The 24,830-nt window shown below is 29.5% G+C and carries 31 protein-coding genes; 14 read left to right on the plus strand and 17 right to left on the minus strand.

Annotated features, from left to right (window positions below; translation table 11 throughout):
* Positions 1-38 precede the first annotated feature (38 nt).
* The 6 genes from cyoE to ABXT65_RS05770 are packed head-to-tail and all read right to left on the minus strand — an operon-like array spanning position 39 to position 4,977.
* Entirely contained in the window at positions 39-938 is a 900-nt protein-coding gene (gene cyoE / locus ABXT65_RS05745) for a heme o synthase (protein WP_415322964.1), read from the minus strand.
* Positions 939-960: 22 nt separating this feature from the next.
* On the minus strand, positions 961-1,224 hold the full coding sequence (locus tag ABXT65_RS05750) for a hypothetical protein (RefSeq protein WP_415322965.1): 264 nt from the start codon (positions 1,222-1,224) through the stop codon (positions 961-963).
* A 4-nt stretch (positions 1,225-1,228) separates the two neighbouring features.
* Entirely contained in the window at positions 1,229-1,567 is a 339-nt protein-coding gene (locus ABXT65_RS05755; protein ID WP_415322967.1) for a cytochrome C oxidase subunit IV family protein, read from the minus strand.
* An 8-nt stretch (positions 1,568-1,575) separates the two neighbouring features.
* Positions 1,576-2,280: a cytochrome c oxidase subunit 3 gene (locus ABXT65_RS05760; RefSeq protein WP_415322969.1), complete on the minus strand. Its 705-nt coding sequence runs from the start codon at positions 2,278-2,280 to the stop codon at positions 1,576-1,578.
* Positions 2,281-2,289: 9 nt separating this feature from the next.
* Positions 2,290-4,128 (minus strand): cytochrome c oxidase subunit I, encoded by a 1,839-nt coding sequence (locus ABXT65_RS05765; protein WP_415322971.1) that lies wholly within the window; start codon positions 4,126-4,128, stop codon positions 2,290-2,292.
* Between the two features lie 6 nt (positions 4,129-4,134).
* Positions 4,135-4,977: a cytochrome c oxidase subunit II gene (locus tag ABXT65_RS05770; protein WP_415322972.1), complete on the minus strand. Its 843-nt coding sequence runs from the start codon at positions 4,975-4,977 to the stop codon at positions 4,135-4,137.
* Positions 4,978-5,079: 102 nt separating this feature from the next.
* Between ABXT65_RS05770 and ABXT65_RS05775 the strand changes: the two genes are divergently transcribed.
* Positions 5,080-5,271 (plus strand): hypothetical protein, encoded by a 192-nt coding sequence (locus ABXT65_RS05775; protein WP_415322974.1) that lies wholly within the window; start codon positions 5,080-5,082, stop codon positions 5,269-5,271.
* 5 nt (positions 5,272-5,276) lie between these two features.
* Here the strand turns inward: ABXT65_RS05775 and ABXT65_RS05780 are convergent, their stop codons facing one another.
* A complete protein-coding gene (locus ABXT65_RS05780) occupies positions 5,277-5,957 on the minus strand; it encodes an alternative cytochrome c oxidase polypeptide CoxN (protein ID WP_415322975.1) in 681 nt (226 codons plus the stop codon).
* Positions 5,958-5,990: 33 nt separating this feature from the next.
* Here ABXT65_RS05780 and ABXT65_RS05785 point away from each other — a divergent pair, with 33 nt between their 5' ends.
* On the plus strand, positions 5,991-6,578 hold the full coding sequence (locus tag ABXT65_RS05785; protein ID WP_415322977.1) for an SCO family protein: 588 nt from the start codon (positions 5,991-5,993) through the stop codon (positions 6,576-6,578).
* An 11-nt stretch (positions 6,579-6,589) separates the two neighbouring features.
* Here the strand turns inward: ABXT65_RS05785 and ABXT65_RS05790 are convergent, their stop codons facing one another.
* The 6 genes from ABXT65_RS05790 to ABXT65_RS05815 form a co-directional block, all read right to left on the minus strand.
* Entirely contained in the window at positions 6,590-7,243 is a 654-nt protein-coding gene (locus ABXT65_RS05790; RefSeq protein ID WP_415322979.1) for an SURF1 family protein, read from the minus strand.
* Positions 7,244-7,252: 9 nt separating this feature from the next.
* Positions 7,253-8,041 carry a cytochrome c oxidase subunit 3 gene (locus tag ABXT65_RS05795; protein WP_415322981.1) on the minus strand — a complete coding sequence of 263 codons (789 nt, stop codon included), beginning with the start codon at positions 8,039-8,041 and terminating at the stop codon, positions 7,253-7,255.
* A gap of 2 nt (positions 8,042-8,043) precedes the next feature.
* On the minus strand, positions 8,044-8,580 hold the full coding sequence (locus ABXT65_RS05800; protein ID WP_415324210.1) for a cytochrome c oxidase assembly protein: 537 nt from the start codon (positions 8,578-8,580) through the stop codon (positions 8,044-8,046).
* A 163-nt stretch (positions 8,581-8,743) separates the two neighbouring features.
* Positions 8,744-10,381, minus strand: coding sequence for a cytochrome c oxidase subunit I (ctaD, locus tag ABXT65_RS05805; protein WP_415322983.1), 1,638 nt, complete (start codon positions 10,379-10,381; stop codon positions 8,744-8,746).
* Between the two features lie 2 nt (positions 10,382-10,383).
* Positions 10,384-11,199, minus strand: coding sequence for a cytochrome c oxidase subunit II (gene coxB, locus ABXT65_RS05810; protein ID WP_415322985.1), 816 nt, complete (start codon positions 11,197-11,199; stop codon positions 10,384-10,386).
* Between the two features lie 61 nt (positions 11,200-11,260).
* Positions 11,261-11,962 (minus strand): RsmE family RNA methyltransferase, encoded by a 702-nt coding sequence (locus tag ABXT65_RS05815; RefSeq protein WP_415322986.1) that lies wholly within the window; start codon positions 11,960-11,962, stop codon positions 11,261-11,263.
* Positions 11,963-11,979: 17 nt separating this feature from the next.
* Between ABXT65_RS05815 and ABXT65_RS05820 the strand changes: the two genes are divergently transcribed.
* Positions 11,980-12,642, plus strand: coding sequence for a haloacid dehalogenase type II (locus ABXT65_RS05820; protein WP_415322988.1), 663 nt, complete (start codon positions 11,980-11,982; stop codon positions 12,640-12,642).
* On the opposite strand, the gene ABXT65_RS05825 is transcribed toward ABXT65_RS05820, so the two are convergent.
* A complete protein-coding gene (locus tag ABXT65_RS05825) occupies positions 12,635-12,994 on the minus strand; it encodes a winged helix-turn-helix transcriptional regulator (protein WP_415322990.1) in 360 nt (119 codons plus the stop codon). The genes ABXT65_RS05820 and ABXT65_RS05825 overlap by 8 nt on opposite strands.
* A 94-nt stretch (positions 12,995-13,088) precedes the next feature.
* Here ABXT65_RS05825 and ABXT65_RS05830 point away from each other — a divergent pair, with 94 nt between their 5' ends.
* The 4 genes from ABXT65_RS05830 to ABXT65_RS05845 are packed head-to-tail and all read left to right on the plus strand — an operon-like array spanning position 13,089 to position 15,563.
* Complete coding sequence (locus tag ABXT65_RS05830) at positions 13,089-13,325, plus strand: CDGSH iron-sulfur domain-containing protein (RefSeq protein ID WP_415322991.1); 237 nt, start codon at positions 13,089-13,091, stop codon at positions 13,323-13,325.
* 11 nt (positions 13,326-13,336) lie between these two features.
* Entirely contained in the window at positions 13,337-13,747 is a 411-nt protein-coding gene (locus tag ABXT65_RS05835; RefSeq protein ID WP_415322993.1) for a DoxX family protein, read from the plus strand.
* A gap of 26 nt (positions 13,748-13,773) precedes the next feature.
* Entirely contained in the window at positions 13,774-14,589 is an 816-nt protein-coding gene (locus ABXT65_RS05840; RefSeq protein ID WP_415324211.1) for a pirin family protein, read from the plus strand.
* Positions 14,589-15,563 carry a quinone oxidoreductase family protein gene (locus ABXT65_RS05845; RefSeq protein WP_415322995.1) on the plus strand — a complete coding sequence of 325 codons (975 nt, stop codon included), beginning with the start codon at positions 14,589-14,591 and terminating at the stop codon, positions 15,561-15,563. The genes ABXT65_RS05840 and ABXT65_RS05845 overlap by 1 nt, the downstream gene beginning before the upstream one ends.
* On the opposite strand, the gene ABXT65_RS05850 is transcribed toward ABXT65_RS05845, so the two are convergent.
* Positions 15,560-15,964: a DUF2721 domain-containing protein gene (locus ABXT65_RS05850; RefSeq protein WP_415322997.1), complete on the minus strand. Its 405-nt coding sequence runs from the start codon at positions 15,962-15,964 to the stop codon at positions 15,560-15,562. The genes ABXT65_RS05845 and ABXT65_RS05850 overlap by 4 nt on opposite strands.
* A gap of 52 nt (positions 15,965-16,016) precedes the next feature.
* On the opposite strand from ABXT65_RS05850, the gene ubiA reads away from it, so the two are divergent.
* From ubiA to ABXT65_RS05875, 5 genes are read left to right on the plus strand one after another with little or no spacing between them, the layout of a single operon-like run.
* On the plus strand, positions 16,017-16,880 hold the full coding sequence (ubiA, locus tag ABXT65_RS05855; protein ID WP_415322999.1) for a 4-hydroxybenzoate octaprenyltransferase: 864 nt from the start codon (positions 16,017-16,019) through the stop codon (positions 16,878-16,880).
* Positions 16,880-18,619, plus strand: a complete 1,740-nt coding sequence (locus ABXT65_RS05860) for an ABC transporter ATP-binding protein (protein WP_415323001.1) — start codon at positions 16,880-16,882, stop codon at positions 18,617-18,619. The genes ubiA and ABXT65_RS05860 overlap by 1 nt, the downstream gene beginning before the upstream one ends.
* On the plus strand, positions 18,619-19,881 hold the full coding sequence (locus ABXT65_RS05865; protein WP_415323003.1) for a 3-deoxy-D-manno-octulosonic acid transferase: 1,263 nt from the start codon (positions 18,619-18,621) through the stop codon (positions 19,879-19,881). Before ABXT65_RS05860 ends, ABXT65_RS05865 begins: the two co-directional genes overlap by 1 nt.
* Entirely contained in the window at positions 19,862-20,806 is a 945-nt protein-coding gene (gene lpxK / locus ABXT65_RS05870; RefSeq protein WP_415323005.1) for a tetraacyldisaccharide 4'-kinase, read from the plus strand. Before ABXT65_RS05865 ends, lpxK begins: the two co-directional genes overlap by 20 nt.
* Positions 20,793-21,653 (plus strand): lysophospholipid acyltransferase family protein, encoded by an 861-nt coding sequence (locus ABXT65_RS05875; RefSeq protein WP_415323007.1) that lies wholly within the window; start codon positions 20,793-20,795, stop codon positions 21,651-21,653. Before lpxK ends, ABXT65_RS05875 begins: the two co-directional genes overlap by 14 nt.
* A 4-nt stretch (positions 21,654-21,657) precedes the next feature.
* Here ABXT65_RS05875 and ABXT65_RS05880 read toward each other — a convergent pair whose 3' ends face one another.
* On the minus strand, positions 21,658-21,846 hold the full coding sequence (locus ABXT65_RS05880) for a DUF2093 domain-containing protein (protein ID WP_415323009.1): 189 nt from the start codon (positions 21,844-21,846) through the stop codon (positions 21,658-21,660).
* Positions 21,847-21,867: 21 nt separating this feature from the next.
* On the opposite strand from ABXT65_RS05880, the gene purD reads away from it, so the two are divergent.
* Both purD and rsmD read left to right on the plus strand, forming a co-directional pair.
* Positions 21,868-23,133: a phosphoribosylamine--glycine ligase gene (purD, locus tag ABXT65_RS05885; RefSeq protein ID WP_415323010.1), complete on the plus strand. Its 1,266-nt coding sequence runs from the start codon at positions 21,868-21,870 to the stop codon at positions 23,131-23,133.
* The gene (gene rsmD / locus ABXT65_RS05890; protein WP_415323012.1) at positions 23,130-23,696 is read left to right on the plus strand and encodes a 16S rRNA (guanine(966)-N(2))-methyltransferase RsmD; all 567 of its coding nucleotides are present in this window, start codon (positions 23,130-23,132) and stop codon (positions 23,694-23,696) included. Before purD ends, rsmD begins: the two co-directional genes overlap by 4 nt.
* On the opposite strand, the gene ABXT65_RS05895 is transcribed toward rsmD, so the two are convergent.
* Positions 23,688-24,830, minus strand: a complete 1,143-nt coding sequence (locus ABXT65_RS05895) for a glucose-6-phosphate isomerase (RefSeq protein ID WP_415323014.1) — start codon at positions 24,828-24,830, stop codon at positions 23,688-23,690. The two genes, rsmD and ABXT65_RS05895, sit on opposite strands and share 9 nt — an antisense overlap.

Below are 24,830 nucleotides of genomic sequence, written 5' to 3' on the forward strand. Positions count from 1 at the left end.
ATAGGATACTTTACCGTAATTTTTTTTAGGAACAATATTTAAATTAGACTATCTATTAAAAATAATACAAAGATTAAAAATAAATACAAAATTGAATAAGCAAATACTTTTTTTGCTTTCTTTAAATCAAATTTATTTTTCTTATGTTTGTATAGGTCAAAACAAATATAAATATAATAAATTGTAAGAATTAATACCGGTATGAAATAGGTTAAACCTGAAAAGTTAATCAAATATGGAAAAGTGATGACTGGTAACATTATTAAAGAATAAATAAAAATATGTACTTTTGTTTTTTCAATACCGTCAGTTAAAGGTAGCATTGGAATTTTTGCTTTTTTATAATCATCAGCTTTATACAGGCTCAATGCCCAAAAATGAGAGGGTGTCCAAAAAAAAATTATCAAAAATAAGGTTAATGGCTCTAAACTAATTGTATTAGTTGCTATAGTCCACCCAATAACAGGTGGCAATGCTCCAGCTACTCCACCAATAACAATGTTTTGTGGTGTTTTTTTTTTTAACCATATTGTGTAGATAAAAAGATAAAAGAATATTGTAAATAACAACAATGATGCTGATAATAAATTTGTAAAATAGTTTAAAGCTACAACTGAAATTATTGACAACAATACTCCAAAGATAAGCGCCTGCTTTCTATTAATTTTACCAGTTGGAATTGGCCTCAAGCATGTTCTAGTCATGAGTGCATCTAAATCTGACTCATACCACATGTTTAAACATCCCGCTGCACCAGCGCCTAACGCAACTAGGGTTATGCCTATCATGGCATTAATAATATCTATATTGGAATTGGAAGTTAAAAGGCCAACAGCACAAGTAAAAACAACAAGAGACATAACTCTTGGCTTCATTAACAAATATAAGGATTTAATATAAGTATTTATATTTAGTGAGGTAGTTTTTTTTATAATCATATTGGATAAAAATACTCTACAGCTAATCTATATTTATTAAAATAAATATAAGAGATATTACCATTCCAATAATTAAAATATGATTACCTAAATCAAAGATTCCAACTTGTTTATTTTTTTTATCAATAAATCTTCTGCTGAGAGGCAAATTGTCATATGGGTTAATTTTAATTGACGGACTTTTTTCTTTTTGAGCTTCTATTTTTAATTGAGTGCCAAACCATGTGGCATAAATAAAAAGTAAAAAAAATATTATCACTCCACCAAGTACAGTAAAACCAGTCATATAATTATCCTCCTATAAAAAAATATAATAATCTTGTAAAAACAGTGTATTTAGCTTCTGCTGCCATAAGCCCAATGAAGCAAGCTATTGCTGTCATTGGCCACAAAAGAACATTAACCAAAGCATATCTCTCCCAAAATAAATGCATAAAAAAAGCCATTATCAGCCCAGCTTTAAGAAACATAAATATTAGAATTAAAGTCCATCTTAATAATCCCTGAAATTGAAACCAGTCGACCATGTAAGAAAAGAAACTAAGCACAAATAACAATCCCCAAATCCATAAGTAGATTCCTATCTTATGTGTTGAAGCAACCGTTTCTTTATTTTCTATCTTATCCATAATCTAGTTTACCATAAATAAAAGAAGGCAAATATAAATACCCATACCAAATCAACAAAATGCCAATAAAGTCCTAAGATTTCTATTGCAACATAATCTGATTTCATGGTAGTAAAAAAACCTCTTTTGCTATTATCAAAATCACCTCTAAAAACTTTTCTTGCATAAATAAATAAAAATATCACTCCAATCGATACATGTGTTCCATGAAAACCAGTGATCATAAAAAAGAAAGACCCAAATTGTTTGGCTCCAAATGGATTTTCCCATGGTCTAACACCTTCGTGTATTAACTTAGACCATTCAAATACCTGCATGCCAACAAAAGTAAGACCACCTATAGCTGTAGCTAATATTAGCCAGCCACACATTTTTCTATTTTTTTCATAACCATATTTAACCGCAAGTGCCATGGTTCCACTACTTGTGATTAAAACAAATGTCATAATTGCAATTAATAATAGTGGAACAGGTACACCATTAACATGTAATGAAAAAACTTCACTTGTATTTGGCCAATCTACTACCGTAGAAGCTCTTCCCTTCATGTATGAAATTAAAAAACAACTAAATATAAAAGTGTCACTAAGTAGAAAAATCCACATCATAACTTTACCCCATTGAACACCCTTAAAGGCAGTTTGATCTGATCCCATATCCTGAGACATGCCTTTAAAACCTCCGGGTAAATTATTTAATGAATTATCTGACATTTAAATTGATTAAGTTTTTTCAACCTCTGCACTTATAACTTCACTCGGTGGGGTTGTTTGAGTTATATAATCTTCTTTTGCTCCCGGTACATTAAAGTCATAAGGCCATCTATGAATAACAGGCAATTTTTCTCCCCAGTTACCATGTGCTGGTGGCACTTCTGGAGTTAACCACTCTAAAGAATTTGCTTTCCAGGGATTTTTTCCAGCTGGTTTTCCAATACTCAAGCTTACTACTATATTATAAATAAATATAAACTGTGAGAAACCAACAATTAAAGCTGCCACAGTTATAAATTCATTCATTCCTATTGCAGAAGTCACATAAGGACTGTCATACATTTCAAAATACCTTCTTGGTACTCCAATAAAACCCAGATAGTGCATGGGGAAATAAATGGAATAAGCCCCTAAAAAAGTGAACCAAAAATGCCACTTACCTAATTTTTCACTTAACATTCTTCCCGTAACCAAGGGAAACCAATGATAAACAGCTCCCATAATTACCATAAGTGGGGCAATTCCCATCACCATATGAAAATGAGCTATTACAAAATACGTATCAGATAATGGAATATCTACAGCAACGTTGCCTAAAAAAATTCCAGTAATTCCCCCATTTACAAAGGTCACGATAAAACCTAAGCAAAAAAGCATTACAGTATTCATTCTTATGTTGGCTCTAAATAGTGTGATTATCCAGTTATAAACTTTTAACGCAGTTGGTACTGCAATAATGAGAGTAGTTGTTGCAAAGAAAAACCCAAACCAAGGATTCATTCCACTAACATACATGTGATGAGCCCAAACAAAGAAACTTAAAGCGCCAATACCAACGATAGCCCAAACCATCATTCGATATCCAAAAATATTTTTTCTAGCATGAACTGATATTAAATCTGAAACTATTCCAAAAGCAGGAAGGGCTACAATATAAACTTCAGGATGTCCAAAAAACCAAAATAAATGCTGGAAAAGAACTGGGCTTCCACCACCATAACTTAATACTTCTCCTGCTTGAAGAATTGTTGGCATAAAGAAACTAGTTCCAAGCATCTTGTCTAAAGTCATCATAATGCAGCTAACCAGTAAAGCTGGAAAAGCTAACATTGCTAAAGCAGTTGCTGTAAAAATTCCCCAAATAGTCAATGGCATTCTCATTAATGTCATGCCTCTAGTACGTGCTTGTAAAATTGTAATTATGTAATTTAATCCACCCATAGTAAATCCAATTACAAATAAAGATAAAGAAACAAGCATCAAAATAATTCCCATATTTGATCCTGGGGTACCTGGTAAAATTGCTTGAGGTGGATAAAGTGTCCAACCCGCTCCAGTTGGTCCACCCGGAACAAAGAAGCTAGCCATGAGAACACAAACTGCAATAAAGAACATCCAGAAACTAACCATGTTTACATATGGGAAAACCATATCTCTTGCACCAACCATTAAAGGAATTAAATAATTTCCAAAACCTCCCAAGAATAATGCGGTTAAAAAATAAACCACCATTATCATTCCATGCATAGTTACAAATTGATAATAGTGTTCGGCAGTAATGAATGGAACTAATTCTGGAAAACCTAATTGCAAACGCATTAGCCATGAAAGTACTAAACCAACAATTCCTGTAAATACTGCAGTAAGAAAATATTGTACTCCAATAACTTTTGCATCCTGACAAAAAATCCACTTCGTAATAAAGCTATGACCGTGATATAAATCTTGTTCTGGAAGCTCTGCAGGTCTTACATAATCAATATCTTTTGACGAACCAGAAGAGCCCGAAGTAGTTTCTGAAGACTGTGCTTTAATTGGTGTATTTTTTTGGTTATATTCGTCTGACATATTGTTTTAATTCTTATTTTTTGCAACTATGGTTAATTTTAATTTATCGTTATTTTGTTTTGCTATTAAATCTGAAAAAGTTTCTTGTTCTTTAATCCAGTTGTCATAATTGTCTTCACTTTGAACTATAACTTTTGCTCTCATAGCATAGTGACCTACCCCGCAGTATTCGGCACATAAAACCTCATACTCCCCTAATTTATTTGGTTCAAACCAGTAATAAGTAATTATTCCAGGAATAGCATCCATCTTTGCTCTAAATTGAGGCACATAAAAATTATGCAAAACATCAAGTGATCTTAATAAAATTTTTACTGGCCTATTTGTTTTTAGGTGAAGTACATCGTCTTGAATTAAAATATCATCTTTTCCATTTGGGTCATCCAAATTTATTCCGAATGGATTGTCGTCACTAATTTTTGCTACATGAGCAGTGCCTAATATTCCATCTTCACCTGGCAATCTATATTGCCATCCCCATTGCCACGCATTCACCTCGACGTGCAATGCATTTTTGGGAGTATTAATATAATTGTTATAAACAATAAGTCCTGGTGCCAAAAGAGCTATCACTCCTATAGTGGTAGCAATAGTTAATATTTTTTCTAGTTTATGATCCTCTGGTTTGTATTCAACTGTACGCCCTTCTTTATAAGAAAACTTAAGAACGCAATAAACCATGAACAAACAAACTAAAACAAATACTCCTCCACCAATCCAAAATGTTAAATTAATCGTATCATCCATTGCCCCCCAGTTTGAAGCTATGTCTGTCCACCACCATGGAGTATATATATGGAACAGAACCGAACCAACAATTACCCCTAAAAATATAATTCCCGGGTGCATATTTGTCTCTCTCTTTAGATAACAGTAATTGAAATAAATTTCCGAATCTATAGAAAAATATATTAATAAATGAGTAAATAAGGCTTTATAGTGAATTAAATTATGCTTGATAAATTTAGTCTCTTTGTGGTTGTGCTGGTTTTAGTTTTTTGCTTTTATTTTGTAATTTCTCTAGGAGCAGGGGTTTTTTCAAAAAAAGAAAAGAAGCCAGAAATACAAAAATATTTAAAATCTGTTAATATTTTATTAATTTTTATAATTGTTGTTGGGGCTATTTTAACATTGTTTCTTTAAAGCATCTAACCAAGTAGTGCTCGACACCAGGCAATAACTGTATCATTAAAAACATACATAATTAGAAAAAATACACACCAAACAATTAATAAAAAAGCCCAATAAAGAGATAGTGCATCTATACTTTTTTGTTCTTTTATAATTTCTTCTTTTTTAAGTTTATTAACTTTGGAAAAAACTTTCCCCCAAAAAAATAATCCTCCTAAAAGATGTAAACCATGAAGTGCAGTAAAAATATAAAACGATGAAAAATAATTATTTGTAGAAACATAGTTTCCATTTTTCATTAATTGAAACCAAAAAAGGATCTGCCCAAATAAAAAAGCATAGCTTAAAAAGCCAACTATAAGCAAATTCTTTTTAATTTTTTCAAAATTATTTTTTTTTAAATCATTTGTGATTTTATTAAAAAAATAAGCAACGTATAATAAAACTAAAGTATTTAACCATAATAAATTAGGTTTCAATAGATACTCTGTATCTTGAGTAACTGGAATGCTATAAAGGTATCCTGTAACAACTAAAGTAAATAATACAGTACTTACACCAAAGATAACAATAACGGCTGATGTCTCCAACGATATATCAAAAGTTTTACCTTGATGATGGTTATCACTTTCCATCTGTTCTTTTTCCCAAGGTTTATCAGACAATGTTCCAAAAAGTTTTTTAATAAATTTAGACATAATTATAATATATAATATATTAATTCATAAAATATGAAATTAAAGACCTCAATAACTATACTGGGTGGCTGTTTGTTAATTTTTTTATTTATTATGTTGCCTATTGTATTGTCGATACAAGAAAAGAAAGAAGATATTGTAGCCTCATATACTGGATCTGCATTTACTTTAACAGATGTAAATAATGAGCCCATAACAGAAAAATCTTTTCAAGGACCGTTAACCGCAATTTTTTTTGGTTTTACAAATTGTCCCGATATATGTCCAATGACACTATCTAATCTAGATCAGGTTATCGAAAAATTAGATGATAGTGAGAAAAAAAATTTGAAAGTTTTTTTTGTAAGTATTGATCCTGAAAGAGACAATCCTCAAATAATTAAGGATTACTTGAATTCATTTAAAAGTAAGATCTATGGAATAACTGGAGATCCACAAAAAGTATTTTTGCTTTCAAAATCATGGGGTGTTTTAAGTGAAAAAATCTTTAATGAAGACGGTGGTTATTTAATCAATCATAGTTCTTCAATACTTTTATTAGATAAAGGAAAGTATATTGATCGAATTAGTCATCATGAAAATTTGGACAATATTTTTAAAATAGTTAAGAATTATTTGTAAGCTTGTAAAAATTAATATGTATTTTTTCTCACATATAAATAAAATAAAAAAATTGACAGTGCTAAAGAAAACCAAGTAATAGCATACTTTTTGTGGCTATTTGAAATATTTACAGTAATAATTTTTGGTTTTGGTAATTCTAAATTATTATTTAAGTAAATTACAAATGGTGAAAATTTTTTATTTGTATATTGAAAAATATCATCCCTGTCTAAAGTAAACCAGTAATTATCGTTAATATCATTAACAGGCTTAAACCTGTTAGCCTTAGATTGTTTTCTTAACGTTCCTAAAATAGTTTTATGATCAAAAATATCAATTTCTTTAGTATTTTTTTTATCAAAAGGTATCCATCCTCTATTTAATAAAAAGTTTTTATTATTAATTATAATTGGATTAACAACATTAAATCCTGGTGCACCTTTTTCGTTTAAACTATACAAATAAATTTGTTTATCAAAATCTATAACCCCTGAAGTTTTGATTTTTAAATAGTCCTCAGGAACATTCGTCATTAAATCAACAGGTTCTTTCTTCAAAGAAACATCAATTTTATTTAATAATTCATTTTTCCAATCTAATCTTACTAGTTGCCAGCTACCTAATGCTATAAATATAGATATAAAAAAGAATACAAAAATTGAAAATAAAAATTTATTTCTCAAGGTAAACTATTAACTTCCCCAAATATAGATTGAAGCAAATAGGAATAGCCATACTACATCAACAAAATGCCAGTACCACGCAGCAGCCTCAAAGCCGAAAAACTCACCTTTTTTATAATGACCAGTCTTGCCTCTCCACCAACATACAGCTAAAAATATAGTTCCTACAACGACGTGAAACCCATGAAAACCTGTTGCCATATAAAACACAGCACCATATATATTTCCTGAAAAATCAAAACTTGCATGATGGTATTCATAAATCTGCAATAAAGAAAAGCTAAAACCTAAAACAACTGTGATTGCCAAACCTTGCACAAAACTTTCTCTATCACCTTCTTCTAAGGCATGATGCGCCCAGGTAACTGTAGTTCCCGATAATAGTAGAATTAATGTATTTATCAATGGAATATCCCAAGGATCAAATGTTTTAATATCTACAGGAGGCCAAACATTGCCCATAACTTCTGTAGGAAATAAACTTGCATTAAAATAAGCCCAAAACCACGCAACAAAAAACATTACTTCGGAGGCGATAAAAAGAGTCATTCCATATCTAAGGTGAATTTTAACAACGGGTGTATGGTGTTTATGATCAACCGACTCTATTATTACATCCCTAAACCACATGTATACTCCATAAAATAAAAGAGCAAAACCTAAGTACATTCCCCAGGAAACTTCACTATGCAAATAATAGACAGTCCCTATTGCTAAAAATAAGCTAGAAAATGATACATAAATAGGCCAAGGACTTGGGTCTACTAAGTGATAATCATGTTTTTTTTCTGATGACATTTTTATAATTTTGATTGGTTATAGTAATCTGATGAAAAGAAAGTATAGGACATGGTTACATCTTTAATATTTTTAGTATTTGGGTCGTTTACCATTTCTGGATCTAAATAAAAAGTCATTATATATGTTGCTTTTTCTCCTGCTTTCAACGCTTGCTTTTCAAAGCAAAAACAGCCTAATTTACTATAATATTTACCAAAAGATGAGGGAGATACATTAAAAGCAGCCACACCATAGGTTGTTTCATCCCCATAATTCTCTACTTCAAATTCGATTCGATTCACTTGACCTATGTTCACATCCATAACATTTTTTTTTACTTTAAAATTCCAGGGCAGTTTGTTTACATTTGTATCAAAGCGAACACTTACTTTTTGATCTAAAACTATATCTGGTGCTTCTTTTGATATTTGCGTAGTTCCACCAAATCCAGTCGCTCTACAGAATATGTCGTATAAAGGTACCGCAGCAAATGAAAGGCCAAGCATGATAAAAAAGATTCCGGCTAAAATTATAGGAGTAAGCGTTTTTTTTTGGATCATAATTGTCTGTCAAAAACTCCCACATTATAGAGAGTGAAAAAAAATAGAAATATCATGAACGCTATTATTCCAAACGCAGTAAAGATATTTTTTTTTTTAGTTTTTTTGTCTGGTGTCAGCATAATAATATCTTATTTGTTAAAAATACTTTTTTTAAAATTTAATGAGTATTAGATTTTTCAGTATCTTGATCATCCTCAAACTTCGGTAACTCATCAAAAGTATGGAAATTTGGTGGCGATGGTATAGTCCATTCTAAAGTTGTAGCACCTTCTCCCCAAGGGTTTTGAGCTGCAGCTTTTTTCTTAGAAAAAGAATAGATTAAGTTAGCAAAAAACACTAATAAACCAGCAACTGCTATATATGAACCAACTGATGAAACATAATTCCAACCCGAAAATGCATCTGGATAATCAGCATACCTTCTTGGCATACCTGCTAAACCTAAAAAGTGTTGAGGGAAAAATATCAAGTTAACTCCAATGAATGTTAACCAAAAATGTATTTGTCCTAAAGTTTCAGAATATTCATAGCCAGACATTTTACCAAACCAATAATAAAATCCTGCAAAAATCGCAAATACTGCTCCTAAAGATAAAACATAATGAAAGTGAGCAACTACATAATAAGTATCGTGCATTGCGGTATCAACACCAGCATTTGCAAGCACAACACCCGTTACACCACCTACTGTAAATAAAAATATAAAACCTAATGCCCACATCATTGGTGTTTTAAAAGAAATTGATCCACCCCACATTGTTGCAATCCATGAAAATATTTTAATTCCGGTTGGTACTGCAATAATCATTGTTGCAGCTATAAAATATGCTTTAGTGTCAGTGCTTAAACCAACTGTATACATATGGTGCGCCCAAACAACAAAGCCAACAACCCCAATTGAAACCATTGCATAAGCCATTCCTAAATATCCAAATACGGGTTTTTTAGAAAATGTTGAAACAATATGACTTATCATTCCAAAGCCAGGAAGGATTAAAATATAAACTTCTGGGTGACCAAAGAACCAAAATAAATGCTGGTATAAAACTGGGTCTCCTCCAGTTTGAGCATCAAAAAATGCAGTTCCAAAATTTCTATCAGTTAAAAGCATTGTAATTGCACCAGCTAAAACGGGCAATGATAACAACAATAAAAATGCTGTAACTAAAACAGACCAAGCAAATAAAGGCATTTTGTGCAACGTCATCCCTGGCGTTCTCATATTCAAAATTGTTGTAATAAAGTTAACTGCTCCTAAAATTGAAGAAGCTCCTGCTAAGTGTAAACTTAAAATAGCAAAATCCATTGCGGGACCAGGTTGTCCGGCTTTAGAAGATAAAGGTGGGTATAAAGTCCATCCTCCTCCTACTCCTTGTTGACCTGGGGGGCCATCTACAAATATCGAAAGTAATAGTAAAATAAATGAAGCTGGTAATAACCAAAATGAAATATTATTCATTCTAGGAAAGGCCATATCAGGTGCACCAATCATAATTGGGACAAACCAATTACCAAATCCACCAATCATGGCTGGCATTACCATAAAGAAAATCATTATTAGTCCATGACCAGTAACCAACACATTATATAAGTGATAATTTCCACCTAAAATTCCATCGCCAGGATGCATTAATTCAATTCTCATTAATACTGAAAAAGCTGTACCAATAATTCCTGCAAAAATTGCAAAAATTAAATACATTGTACCAATGTCTTTGTGGTTAGTTGAGTAAGCCCAACGTTTCCAACCTGTTGGTGTGTGATGATCGTCGTGTGATGCTGCTTGTGTATACATTTTTATTTACTCGCCAGTTTTTTATATTCATTGTCTGTAATTGGCTCATTAGCAAATTTCATTTTAGCTTCCGATAACCATATTGCATATTCTTCGTCTGTCACAACTCTCACTGTGATCGGCATAAAAGCATGTTGTATTCCACATAGCTCAGAACATTGACCGTAGTAAGTTCCAACTTTTTCAGCCTTAAACCAGGTTTCATTTATTCTTCCAGGTACCGCGTCTCTTTTAACTCCAAAAGATGGTAGCGCCCAAGCATGTAATACATCGTTTGCTGTGATTAAAACTTTAACAACTTTATTAACAGGAACAACAAGTTCATTATCAACAGTTAATAGTCTTGGTTGGTTCTCTTTTAATTCTTCTTCTTTGATCATGTATGATTCAAAAATAATATTTTCGTCAGGATATTCGTATCCCCAGTACCATTGGTAACCAACAGCTTTAATCGTAAGGTCAACTTTTGGGATTGTGTCCTGTTTATATAAGATCTTAAATGACGGAACTGCCATCACTATTAAAATTAAACATGGGATTAATGTCCACAAAACTTCTACAGCAACATTATGAGTGGTTTTTGATGGGACTGGATTTTTTGATGCTCTAAATCTTATACAAGTGTAAATCATAAGAAATAAAACAAAAACACTAATAGCAATAATTACTGGAAGCAGAAGGTTGTTGTGGAAACTAACAATATCTCTCATACTTTGAGAGGCTGCATCCTGAAAACCGAATTGCCACTGCTTAGGCTGATCGGCTAATGAGCTAGTAGCATAAATAGTTGTTAATAAAATAAATAAAATTTTTTTCATAAGTCACCCACTATATAAAGTGTCTTTCAAAAAATTAAACTTTAGTTATCGCGACAAAATATCAATTAACCGTGTAATTAACAATTGATAACGCTGAAATTACAGCAGTTTCAGATCTTAATATATTTTCATTTATTTTGATTGGTTGAACCCCATTAAAGGCAAGAATCTGCTCTCTTTCATCTTCAGAAAAATCACCTTCAGGACCAATAATTACACAAGTTGGATTGCTAGTTAATTTCGCTAAATTTAATTTTTTATTTTGAGAATCTAAATCAGTAAATATTAAGTCCATCTTTTCATTATTTAAAAAATCTTTTAATGATTGAGGATCCTCAATAGATGGAACATTAATACGATTTGACTGTTCGGCAGCCTCTATAATTACTTTTTCTAATCTTTCTTTATTAATTTTTCTTACAATTGTTCTATCAAATATTATTGGTAAAAACTTTGTAACTCCAAGCTCTGTTGCTTTTTGAATCATGAAGTTAAAATAATTTGATTTAATGGGTGAGAAAGCTAACCACATTTCTTTCGTACTTTCTTTTTGTCTTAATTGTTTTGTAATATTAAATTCAATTATACTTTTGGATAAAGTTAAAATTTTTGCTTCCCACTCTCCACTGCTATTAAATAAAGAGAAAATTTCACCAATCTTTATTCTCATTACCTTGGTAATATAGTGAGATTGTGGTTTATCAAGTTTAGCGGTTAAATTAAGTGATAAACTTTCTTTAAAAAATAATCTAATATTACTCATTAATTTTAATTTAATTTATGAAAAATATTAAAGCAATAATTTTTGATGCATATGGCACTTTATTTGATGTCAATTCAGCAGCAGAAAAATGTAAAGATAAAATTGGTGATAAGTGGGAAGGTTTTGCTAATTACTGGCGAACTACTCAACTAGAATACACTTGGCTTAGAAGCTTAATGAATAGACATAAAGACTTTTGGCAAGTGACAGAAGATAGTTTAGATAAATCAATGAAGGCATTTGAGATAGATGCTTCAATGAAAAATGAATTATTAAACCTTTACAAGGTACTCTCCACCTTTCCAGAAGTACCTGAAGTTTTAAAAAAACTAAAAGAAAAAAATTATAAATTAGGTATTCTTTCTAATGGAACACCTTCTCTTCTTAATGAATTAGTTAAGAGTAATAACCTAGATAATATATTTGATGATATATTTTCAATCGAAGAAGTTAGAATTTATAAACCAGACTCAAAAGTTTATGACATGCCAATTAATAGATATAAAATACAAAAAGAAGAGGTTGCATTTTTAAGTGCTAATACTTGGGATGTTTCTGGGGGTGGAAATTACGGTTATAGTTCTATTTGGGTAAACAGAAATAATAATATTTTTGATAATCTTGATTATAAACCTAAAGATGAAGTAAAAAATTTAAAACAGTTACTTAATATTATCTAATTCTATTTTCTTCAAAATTCTTATTTAGTTTTACTGAAATAGTTCGAGTATTTCTTTTATTCCATTCTGAGAAAGACCTTAAGATAGGCATAACTGAAAGGCCAAATTCAGTTAGTGAATACTCAACTTTTGGCGGCATTATTTGAATAACTTTTCTATTAACTATTCCATCTGTCTCTAATTCCTTAAGCTGCTTAGATAACATTTGTTGTGTAATGGTTTTTAATCCCTTTTTAAGTTCACCAAATCTAATTTTTTTACTTTGTAGCAAGCTGAATAAAATTCTAATTTTCCATTTACCTCCAAGAAAGTAAACTGCTCTTTCTGCTGGACAATCTATCAAGTTTTTCATCGTATGTTTTTGTATACTAGTATGATTATATTGCGTTATTGCATTATTAGTAACAAAGCACTAAATAGAAGTCAAACAAATTGAAAAGGTAAATATGACTAAAGGACAAAGAGCAGGCGATAGTGCAATCGCTGTTGAAGTAGAAAAAGATAAATCTTATTACTGGTGCACTTGTGGAAAAAGTTCAAAACAACCTTTTTGTGATGGATCACATAAAGGCACTGAGTTTACTCCACTCGCATACAAGGCTGAAGAAACTAAAAAAATGTTTTTTTGCTCTTGCAAACAAACTAGCAATCAGCCATTTTGTGATGGATCACATAATAAATAATAAAGGATAATATGCAGAATTTAAATAACAAAGTTAACAGTTTTTTTTCAAATATTGATGCACTGGCGCCTTTAATTTTCAGGTTTGGAATTGGTATTGCTTTTATCATTCATGGTGCAAAAAAATTTCCATTACCTCCCCAAGGATTAATTGAATATTTTGGTCTATCACCTATGTTAGCATCAACAGTTGCTTTATCAGAACTGTTGACTGGATTGGTATTAATAATAAGCGGTTTTATTAAAAATCCTTTTGGAAATATACTCACAAGGCTATCAGGACTTAACATAACTATCTTGATGATTACTATACTTGTCTTTGCTCACAAAGACTGGTTCTTTACTACAAAACTATTCACTAGTGAGCAAATATTTCTTTTAATTGGAGGAATTTATTTTTTAATTAAAGGTAATCGAGCATAAGTATGAGTTGAGTCGAAGTAGAAAAAATCATAGAACCGGTTGCAGCATCAGATGGTGCTGGTGTTAAATTAAAAAGAAGCATTGGTACTCATCTTATTGATTACCATGATCCTTTTTTAATGTTGGATGAGTTTGGTTCTGAAAATAAAGATGATTACATTGGTGGCTTTCCCCCTCACCCTCACAGAGGAATTGAAACAGTAACCTATATGCTTGCTGGTGACTTTGAACACAAAGACAGTGCAGGTGGTGAAGGCATAATGAGTGCTGGAGATGTTCAGTGGATGAAAACAGGCAGTGGAATAATTCATTCAGAAATGCCTGCAATGAAAGAAGGTAAACTTCATGGATTTCAATTATGGGTGAACATGCCTGCCAAATTGAAAATGACTAAGCCTGAGTACATTTATATTGATGCTGATAAAATGAGCACTCATAAAGATGATGATAAAACTGTCAAAGTGATTGCTGGAAAGTTTCAAGATGCAGAAGGACCTGTTAAAAATCATAATGTTGAACCTGTTTATTTTGATGTGGAACTTGAAAAAGGAAAAGAATTTAATTTTGATCTTCCCTCAACACATAATTCTTTAATTTACTTAATTGAAGGTGAAATTAAAGTTGGAGATGAAAGTCATGATGTGGTTAAAGATTCAACTCTAATCATTTTAACTAGAGAAGAAAAATTAAAAGTTTATAGCATAACTAAAGCTAAGTTTTTATTGATATCTGGTAAGCCTATTGGCGAACCAATTGCTAGAGGGGGTCCATTTGTAATGAATACTAAAGCAGAGGTCTTGCAAGCAGTGCAAGATTATCATAATGGTACATTTGTAAAATAATGAAAACAATTCAAATAGAAAAATTTGGTGGTCCTGAAGTTTTAGAGATTAAGGATATTGCAATCGGTAAACCAGGTCCAAAAGAAGTTTTGATAAAAAATTTATCAATTGGTCTTAACTATATTGATGTTTATCACCGAACAGGCTTGTACCCCATTTCTCTACCAAGTGGAATTGGTTTAGAAGCATGTGGAATAATTGAAGAAGTTGGTTCAGAAGTTGATCTATTTAAAGTTGGAGATAGAGTGGCTCACTCTTCAATGCCAATTGGAAGTTATTCTGAAAAACAATTATTTCCTCAAGAAAAACTAGTTTTGGTTCCTAAAGGTATTTCAGATGAAATTGCATCTTGCATCATGCTTAAAGGGATGACTTCTGAATATTTATTACACAGAGCCTACCCAATTAAAAAAGGCGATAAAGTTTTATACCATGCAGCAGCTGGTGGTGTTGGTCAAATTTTATGTCAGTGGGCTAATACATTAGGAGCGGAGGTTATTGGAACAGTTGGCTCTAAAGAAAAAGAAGCGATTGCAAAAAAAAATGGCTGTCATCATGTGATAAATTATACAGATACAAATTTTGTTGAAGAGGTAGAAAAAATTGTAGGTAAAAACGGTATTGATGTTGTCTATGATGGCGTTGGTATAAAAACATTTGATGGATCAATTGAGACATTAAAAGTTAGAGGCATGATGGTCGCTTTTGGTAACGCGTCAGGTTATGTTGATACAATAGATGTTAAAAAACACATTAACGCAAAAGGTTTATTTTTTACTCGTCCTTCAATTGCACACTATACAATGACAAGAGAAGAGTTAGTTGAATCGGCTAAAAAAGTTTTCGATGCGATTTTATCTGGAAAATTTAAAGTTGAAATTTCAAAAAGATATCCTCTTAGTGATGCAAAGGAAGCACATGAAGAGTTAGAAGCAAGACTATTAACTGGTCCTGCAGTTATTATTCCTAATTAATCTAAATCAACATCCATATCAGACATATGTAATTTTAATGCGTTTGTTGATATATGAATTTCTCTTAAAAAAACTAAAATTGAAATCATCATTGACAGACAACAAGATCCAAAAATTATCCTTGCTACAAAAATTTCATTTAGATAGAGAGCGAACACAGTTAGCAAATTAAATAAAAGACCAAAAGCGGCAAACATAATAGTCCACTTCAATAGCACAATTCTTCCACTTAAATTTATAAACTGCTTTTTCCACTCAGGAGGAATATGGTTTTCATACACATGCTCATCATGAAGCTGCCTAATAAGCTTACTTAATGAGTGAAATCTATTACTATAGATATTCATAAGCAAAGGTATTGCTGGAAACATTAATGCTGTAACTGTGTAATCTATATTCATACGAATCAATTTGATTATGAAACTAGCCTTTGCTATTTACAAGTAAATTATAATGAAACAATTAAATTTTTTTATTGAACTAACAAGACTGAAAAAGCCAATTGGTTTTATGCTATTATTTTGGCCTTGCGCATGGGGCTTAACAATTGCTTATGATTTCTCAAACAGTCTAAATGATTATTTTTTTTATCTGCTTTTATTTTTTTTAGGATCAGTTTTAATGCGTTCTGCAGGCTGTGTTGTAAATGATATTTTTGACAAGGAATTTGATAAAAAAGTTAAGAGAACAAAAAATAGACCAATAGCCTCAAATAAAGTTTCTATAAAATTGGCAATTTTTTATACAATTATTTTATGTTCACTTGCTTTTCTAGTTTTAATTAATTTTAATAACTTAACTATTATCCTTGCACTAGGATCGATGCCTTTAGCTTTTACCTACCCGTTAATGAAAAGATTCACACACTGGCCTCAACTGTTTTTAGGGATAACATTTAACTATGGTTTGATTTTAGGCTGGACATCAATAGTGGGAGAAATAAGTATTGTTCCTATTATCTTTTATCTAGGAGCCATATTTTGGACACTAGGATACGACACTATATATGGGTTTCAAGATATCCAAGATGATGAAATAATAGGTGTAAAATCAACTTCAATAAAATTTAAAAATAAACCAAAAAACTTTGTAACCACATGTTATGCTCTCCTAATTTTATCTATTTTAATCTCAGGCATTCTAATGAATTATAATTATTTTTTTTATATTTGTTTATTATTAGTAATAATTCATTTATTTTTTTATCAGATAAAATTTTTTAATTCTAAAAACCCAACAAGCTGCTTAAGGGTATTTAAAAGCAACAATATAACCGGCCTAATTATTTTCTGTAATATATTAATTGGAAAAATTTAATGAAAAATTCAGAAATTTATAAAAGATTATATGAAGACTATTCAAAAAAATATATTAATAAAATATTAATCTCAGTTTTTTTTGGAGTTCTTGTTGCAGCAAGCACCTCTGCAATAGCTTGGCTTTTAGATCCTGCTATAAAAAAAATATTTGTTGAAAAGGATCAGTCTTTAATAATTATAATTCCTTTATTTATAATTATAGCATTTACCATAAAGGGGTTTGCCCTTTATTTTGCAAAAGCAATTATGATTGGTGTTGCTGAAGAAATTAAAAAAATTCTTCAATCACAAATGGTAAAATCTTTAATTGATGCAGATACACAGTTAATTGATCAAAAACATTCTGGAAAATTTATTTCAAATCTAACATATGATGTAACTCATATTACAACATTGCTTAGTACTGCGGTTTTAAATTTATTTAAAGATAGTTTAACTTTATTTGGTTTATTATTTGTTATGTTCTATCAAAATTGGAAATTATCATTGATTGCCATAATAATGATACCTATTGCAGGTTTTGCATCAAAAACTCTTGGTAAAAGAATGGGGAAAGTTGTTACAGAAGCCCAGGAAAAATCTGGTTTTTTAAATACACACTTAATTGAGTTATTTAAAAATCATAAGTTGATAAAAATATTTCAAAGAGAAGACTATGAAAGCAAAAGAACAGATGGGCATTTAAGTCAATTAAAAGATAAAAATATTAAGATCAATACAATATTTGTTAGAATGTCTCCTATCATGGAAACTCTAACTGGAATTATGATTGCAATTTTAATATTCTATTCTGGAAAATTAGCTCTTAAGAGTGAGATTGAAATAGGTAATTTTTTCTCTTTCCTTGCGGCTATGATGCTTGCATATCAACCAGTTAGAGCTCTATCAACAATAAATATAACTTTAAACCAAGGGTTATCAGCAGCTAATAGAATTTTACCTATCATTGATCATAAAAATAAAATTATAGACTGTGAAAATTCTAAGGATATTAACATTACCAATGCAGAAATTAAATTTAACAACTTAAATTTTAAATACAATTCTAATGAAGAAAATATTTTAAAAAATATTAACCTTAATATAACTGGTGGTAAAATGACATCATTGGTTGGACATAGTGGGTCTGGAAAATCGACAATTCTAAATTTGATACCTAGATTTTATGATGCACAGTCAGGAGACATTCTAATTGATAATCAGTCAATATATAAAGTAAAAATTAAATCTCTGCGGGATAAAATTTCACTTGTAAGTCAAGACACAACTTTGTTTGATGATACAATAAAAAATAATATTAAATATGCAAAAAATTATGTCTCAGATGAAGAGATAATTGCAGCTGCAAAATTCTCTTATTCGCATGAGTTTATAGACAAATTACCTAATAAGTATGAAACTGTAATAGGTGAAAATGGAATTAGATTATCGGGTGGAGAAAAGCAAAGGCTATCAATAGCTAGGGCTATGATTAAAAAAAGCCCAATAATTTTACTGGATGAAGCAACCTCATCGTTAGATGCTGAAACAGAAAGTAAAATTCAAGATGCTTTAAAAATATTAACTAAAGACAAAACCACCATTGTAATTGCTCATAGACTTTCAACGGTTTTAAATTCAGATCAAATATACATTATTGATGCTGGAAATGTAGTTGCAAATGGTAAACATGATGAATTGTTAAAAAATTCAGAACTTTATAAAAATTTTTATGAAAAACAAATAAAAAAAGGGTAATGTTTTTTTTATATCAAGTACTCATATCAATATTATTAATAGTCTCTCCAATAATAATTATTTTTAGAATATTAAAAAATAAAGAAGATCCCAAGAGGTTTAAAGAAAAATTCTGCTTTCCGTCAAAGAAAAAGGTTTCTGGAAATTTAATTTGGCTTCATGGATCAAGTGTTGGTGAACTTCTTAGTATTTTACCTTTGATTTATGAGCTTGAAAAAAATCAATCTATAAAACAAATTTTAATAACCTCATCAACACTAAGTTCTGCTGAAATATTTAAAAAATTTAAATTTAGAAAGACAGTTCATCAATTTTTTCCAATAGATTCTATATTATATTCTTATAAATTTCTAAATTACTGGAAACCTACCATTGCAATATTTGTGGAGTCTGAAATTTGGCCAAGCATCTTTAAAGTTCTTAATAAAAAAAATACACCCTTATTGCTTCTTAATGCGAGAATTACAAAAAAAACTTTTAATAAATGGAAATATTTCAAAAGTTTTTCAAATTCAGTATTTAAAAATATTTCAAAAGCATACCCTCAAAACAGTGAAACTCTTGATTATCTTAAAAAATTAAATGTTTCTAAAATTAAGATAATGGGAAATCTAAAATTTATTAATAATAATCAGGATAGACTTATTAAACTAGATGCGACACTATTAAAAAATTTAAAGAATAAAAAAATTTGGTGCGCATCAAGCACACACTCAGGTGAAGAGATTATATGCTCTAAGGTTCACTTAAATCTAAAGAAAAAATATAAAAATTTATTAACTATAATAATACCAAGACACATTCATCGAGTTAATAAAATAGTTCAAGAAATTAATGATTTAAAATTAAATGTAGTTTTACACAGTTCAAATCCAAAAAAGCTAAAAGATACCGATATATATTTGGTGGACACATATGGAGAAACAAAAAAATTTTATTACACCTCAGATATAGTTTTTATGGGAAAATCACTCGCTGGAAAAGGTGGTCAAAACCCACTGGAGCCTGCACGAAATGGTGCGGCCGTTTTACATGGTCCAAATACAGATAATTTTTCAGATATATACAAACTACTGGATAAATTGAAAATTACCCACAAAGTTAATGGAACAACTAGCTTAACAAACTTAATAAATAAATTAATAATTAAGCCAAATAATAAAAAGAATTATTTAAAAATTGAAAAAATAGGAAAAAAAATACTCTACGAAACTAAAGATGAGATAAACAGTTTATTAAATAATGAAATTAAAAAAACCTAAATTTTGGGACTATAAAGAACCACATTTATATTCTTATTTACTTTTACCCTTTTCGATTATTTTAAATCTACTTTCTAAAATAAAATCAAAACCAAAGTTAGCAAGTCCAGAAATTAAAACAATTTGTATTGGCAATATCTATATTGGAGGTACTGGAAAAACTTCTCTGGTTATTAAAATAAAGGAAATTTTAGAAAAAAAAAATATCAAGGTTTGTTTCATTAAAAAATTTTATTCAGATCAAATTGATGAACAAAAATTACTCAGTAAAAATGGTCAATTATTTACTTCAATAAAAAGAGTTGATGCGCTGGATGAGGCAATTTCAGAGGGTTATAAAATAGCAATTTTTGATGATGGGCTGCAAGATACCTCCATTAAATACAATCTAGAGATAGTTTGTTTTAATAATCTAAATTGGATTGGAAATGGACTTACCCTACCATCCGGTCCTTTAAGGGAGGGTATTAATAATTTAAGATTTTATGATAATGTTTTTCTAAATGGAAACGAAGAACATTTAATTGATATTAAAAATCAAATTAAGAAGATTAACCCAGAAATTAATATAAATCAGGGAAAGTATATTCCATTAAATATTGAAGACTTCAATAAAGAATATGATTACTTAGTTTTTTCAGGCATAGGTAATCATAAAACTTTTGTAAATATGTTAAAAAATAATAATTTAAAGATTGTTGATGATTTAGAATATCCAGATCACTATCAATATTCACAAAAAGATTTTTATGAGATAGTTAATAAAGCAAAAAAATATGATGCTAAAATTATAACAACAGAAAAAGATTATTTAAGATTAGATTCTTTTGATAAAACTGAAATTTTATTTATTAAGTCTACCCTTGAAATATTTGATGAAAAAAACCTTATACAAGCATTAATTAATTTAAATGAAAATAATTAAATATTTTTTCGAGTTTATAATCATCTCACTTCTTTTCTTGATTTATAAAATTCTAGGCTTAAAAATATCATCTTTTATAAGTGGAAAATTATTTGAATTCTTTGGTCCACTATTCAGATCAAAACAAATAATTAAATCAAATATACAAAGAGCTATTCCTCAAATTAATTTACAGGAAATGAATAATATTAAAGATAGTATGTGGAATAATTATGGGAGAACCTTGTCTGAATACATGTTTCTTAAAAATTTCAGAAACAAAAAATTAAAATCTAATATTCAGTTAGAAGGTGGAGAAATTCTTGAACAAATAAAAAATGAAAAAACACCTGTGATTTTTGTATCAGGGCATTTTAGTAATTTTGAACTAATGGCAATGCAAATTGAGAAATCTGGCGTAAATTTAGCAGCGATATACAGGCCATTAAATAATATATTTTTAAATGTATTAATGGAGAGAATAAGAAAAAAATATATTTGCAAAAATCAAATTAAAAAAGGAGCTGGTGGTGTTAGGCAGTTATTAAAACTATATAAAAAAGGTTACTCTATAGCTTTGATGATAGATCAAAGAGTTTCAGAGGGAACAAAATCTAAATTTTTTAATGAAAACGCTTTCACAACAACTATACCTGCTCAATTTATTAAAAAATTCGACTGTAAGGTTGTTCCAATTTATATTGAAAGATTCAATAATATAAACTTTAAGATTAAGGTTGAGAAGCCAATAGAATTTTCAAAAGATAGTTCCACTGAAAAAATTACTAGAGATCTAAATATTTGGTTAGAAAAAATGATTTTAAAAGATCCAGGTAAGTGGATATGGTCTCATAATCGGTGGAAGTAATTTTTTAACTATTTTCTTTTTTTGTATGTGCTTCTACATATGAATAATAAGGTTCTTGCAGCTCTACATTCCAATAATTAAGATTTTCTAAGCTTATGGATTTACTAGAAATAGCACATATAACATGATCGCCATTTTCAATAATTTCAAAATTATTTGGTAAATATTTTAATTTTGCTAATTTTTTATTCATTTTTAGTTTATATACATCTATATGAAAGTTGGAATAATTGGAAGCGGAGGAAGAGAACATGCTATATGCCAATCTATTAAAAAATCATCAAAGATTGAAAAAATATATTGTTTTCCTGGTAATGCAGGCACATCTGAACTTGCTGAAAACGTTGAAATTGATCTTTCTGACTTTAATAAGATTAAAGAGTTTTCAATAACTAACAAAATAAGTTTAATTATAGTTGGTCCTGAAAAACCACTGGTAGATGGAATAGTAGATTTTTTTAAAGATACAGAAATAGATATTTTCGGCCCAGATAAAATTTCTTCACAACTTGAGGGTTCAAAGATATTTACCAAAAATATTTGCGAGAAGTATAAAATTCCTACTGCTAAATTTGGAATATTTGAAAGCCCCAATGAAGCATTTATTTTTTTAAATAAAACGCAGTTTCCACTTGTTGTTAAAGCTGATGGACTAGCGTCTGGAAAAGGTGTCTATATCTGCGAGAATGAAGATAGCGCCAATAATGCAATAAAAGAAATTTTTAATGGAAAGTTTGGTGTAGCTAAGAATGTATTAATAGAAGAGTTTCTTGTTGGCGAAGAAATGAGCTATTTTATAATTAGTGATGGTAAAGAAATTAAAAGTTTTGAAACTGCACAAGACCATAAAAGAGTTTTAGAGGGTGATAAAGGTGACAATACCGGAGGTATGGGTGCATACTCCCCATCACGATTAATAAATCAAGTTCTTGAAGAAAAAATATTAAACAAAATAATAAAACCTACCCTCAAAGCACTACAAGAGATGGGGTCTAATTATAGAGGCTTTTTATATGCGGGCTTAATGATAGTTGGTGATGAGCCATATTTAATTGAGTATAATGTAAGAATGGGAGATCCTGAGTGTCAAACAATTTTACCAAAGTTAAAATCAGATTTACTAGAAATTATAGAAGCATGCTGCAATGAAACATTAAAAAACTTAAAAATAGAATGGTATAATAAAAAAAGCCTATGTATTGTTATTTGCTCAAACGGTTATCCAAGTAAATATAACAATGATATACTGATTGAAAATACTGAAAAGCTTCATTTAAATGAAGGTGATTTTATTTACCACGCCGGAACTAAAAAAATTGAAAATAAGATTTATTCAAATGGTGGAAGGGTAATGAGCTTTGTTAGCCTGTCTTCTAATTTTAAAGAAAGTAGAGATAGAGTTTTTAATCATATTAATAAACTTAATTGGAACGGTGGATTTTTTAGAAAAGATATTGGATATAAGGTAATTGATGAATGAGAATAATTTCAGGGAATTACAAAGGTAAAAAAATTTTACTTCCAAAAGATAAATTAACAAGGCCTCTTAAAGACCTAACTAAAGAATCCATCTTTAATATAATTAAACATTCTAAGTTATTGGACGTAAATCTTGAAAACTCAAATATTCTTGATTTATTTTCAGGTGTTGGATCCTTTGGACTTGAGTGTTTATCAAGAGGAGCTGCAGGTGTTATATTTTTAGAAAGCTATAAAGAAGTATTAACTATTCTAAAAAAAAATATAGAAAACCTAAAACAACAGGGTTCTTCAAGTATAATAGAAAAAGATATTTTTGCAGAAAGTACACTGAAAGCATTGAATAATAAATTTGATATTATTTTTATGGACCCACCCTACAAAGAAAAAAAATTAGTAGATTTATTAGATACAATCATCAAATTAAAATTATTAAAAGATAACGGTATTATAATAATTCATAGACACAAAAAAGAAGAAGATGTGTTTCCTAACGAATTTAATATTATAATAAAAAAAAATTATGGTATTTCAAAAATTATTTTTGGTAATACCTTAGGTTAAAATTTTTTTTGTTTCTTTTTTTATTAATTCGACTGAAGGTTGATCAAAAGGATTGACGTTTAGGGCCCTTCCAAGCAAAATAGTCTCTAGGATAAAAAAGCAAAACAATTCACCTAGTGATTGTTCATCTCGTTTTAAAACTCTAAAACTTCTAAAAGGTATTTTTTCTGATTTAAAAACTTTTTCAGTAGCCAACATTTGAGATTGTTTAATTTTTTCTATGGATTGATTCCTCAAATATCTATGACTGGAAAGAATATTACTATCATTTATTTTTATTTCCTTGTTGTCTAAAACATTAAAAAAAGTGTAAAAACTTTTTTTAGGACCGTCTAAGTATAATTGCATTAAACTATGATTATCTTTTGGCATAGACGAAACAATTGGTAAGATCCCTTTAGATTTTTTACCTAAGCTTTCAGCTATTAATTGTTGATACCATTTAAATAGATTTTCTGACTGTTCATCATAGTTTAAAATTATCGAGGTGTACTTACCATTTTTGATTAAATTTAAAGTTGCTGCTACATTATTAACAAGGTTATTTACAAAAGCCTTATTTTTAATAAGAATATTAAATTGTTTGAATTTACTTTCATTTAAATTCATCAATTCTGCTGGTAGCATCCCTACCTCAGATAAGACAGAATACCTTCCGCCCACATAGTTTTTGTGCTCAAATATTTCTGCTTTAAGTTTGCTTGCTAAGTTAGTTAAATAGCTATCTTTCTTTTCTGTGATAACAATATTACTCTCTTTACTTTTTATTAATGTATTTACATTTGCTATTGTCTCCAAAGTATTACCTGATTTAGAGATTATCAAATTTAAATTAATATTTTTATCCTGAAAATAATCTGCGTTACTATTTAAATTATTTACAAATGTAATCTTTTTTTTGATTTTTTTTTTTAAAAAATCATAAATTGCTTCAGTTCCTAGAATTGAACCACCCATTCCAATTACTCTTATATTGGAAAATTTTTTATACTTAGAAATTGCTTTTTTAGAGTAGCTATACTTGTAGGTAGTTTTTAAAGTCTCGAAAACTTGAGGCTGATGTTTTAGTAAATTTAGAAAATCTTTTTTTATTACTTTGTTATTTTTGATATTTAAAAAATTTTTAAATATCAT

The sequence above is a fragment of the Candidatus Pelagibacter sp. Uisw_127 genome, from assembly GCF_047722515.1.
In the GTDB taxonomy this organism is placed as follows: Bacteria; Pseudomonadota; Alphaproteobacteria; order Pelagibacterales; family Pelagibacteraceae; genus Pelagibacter.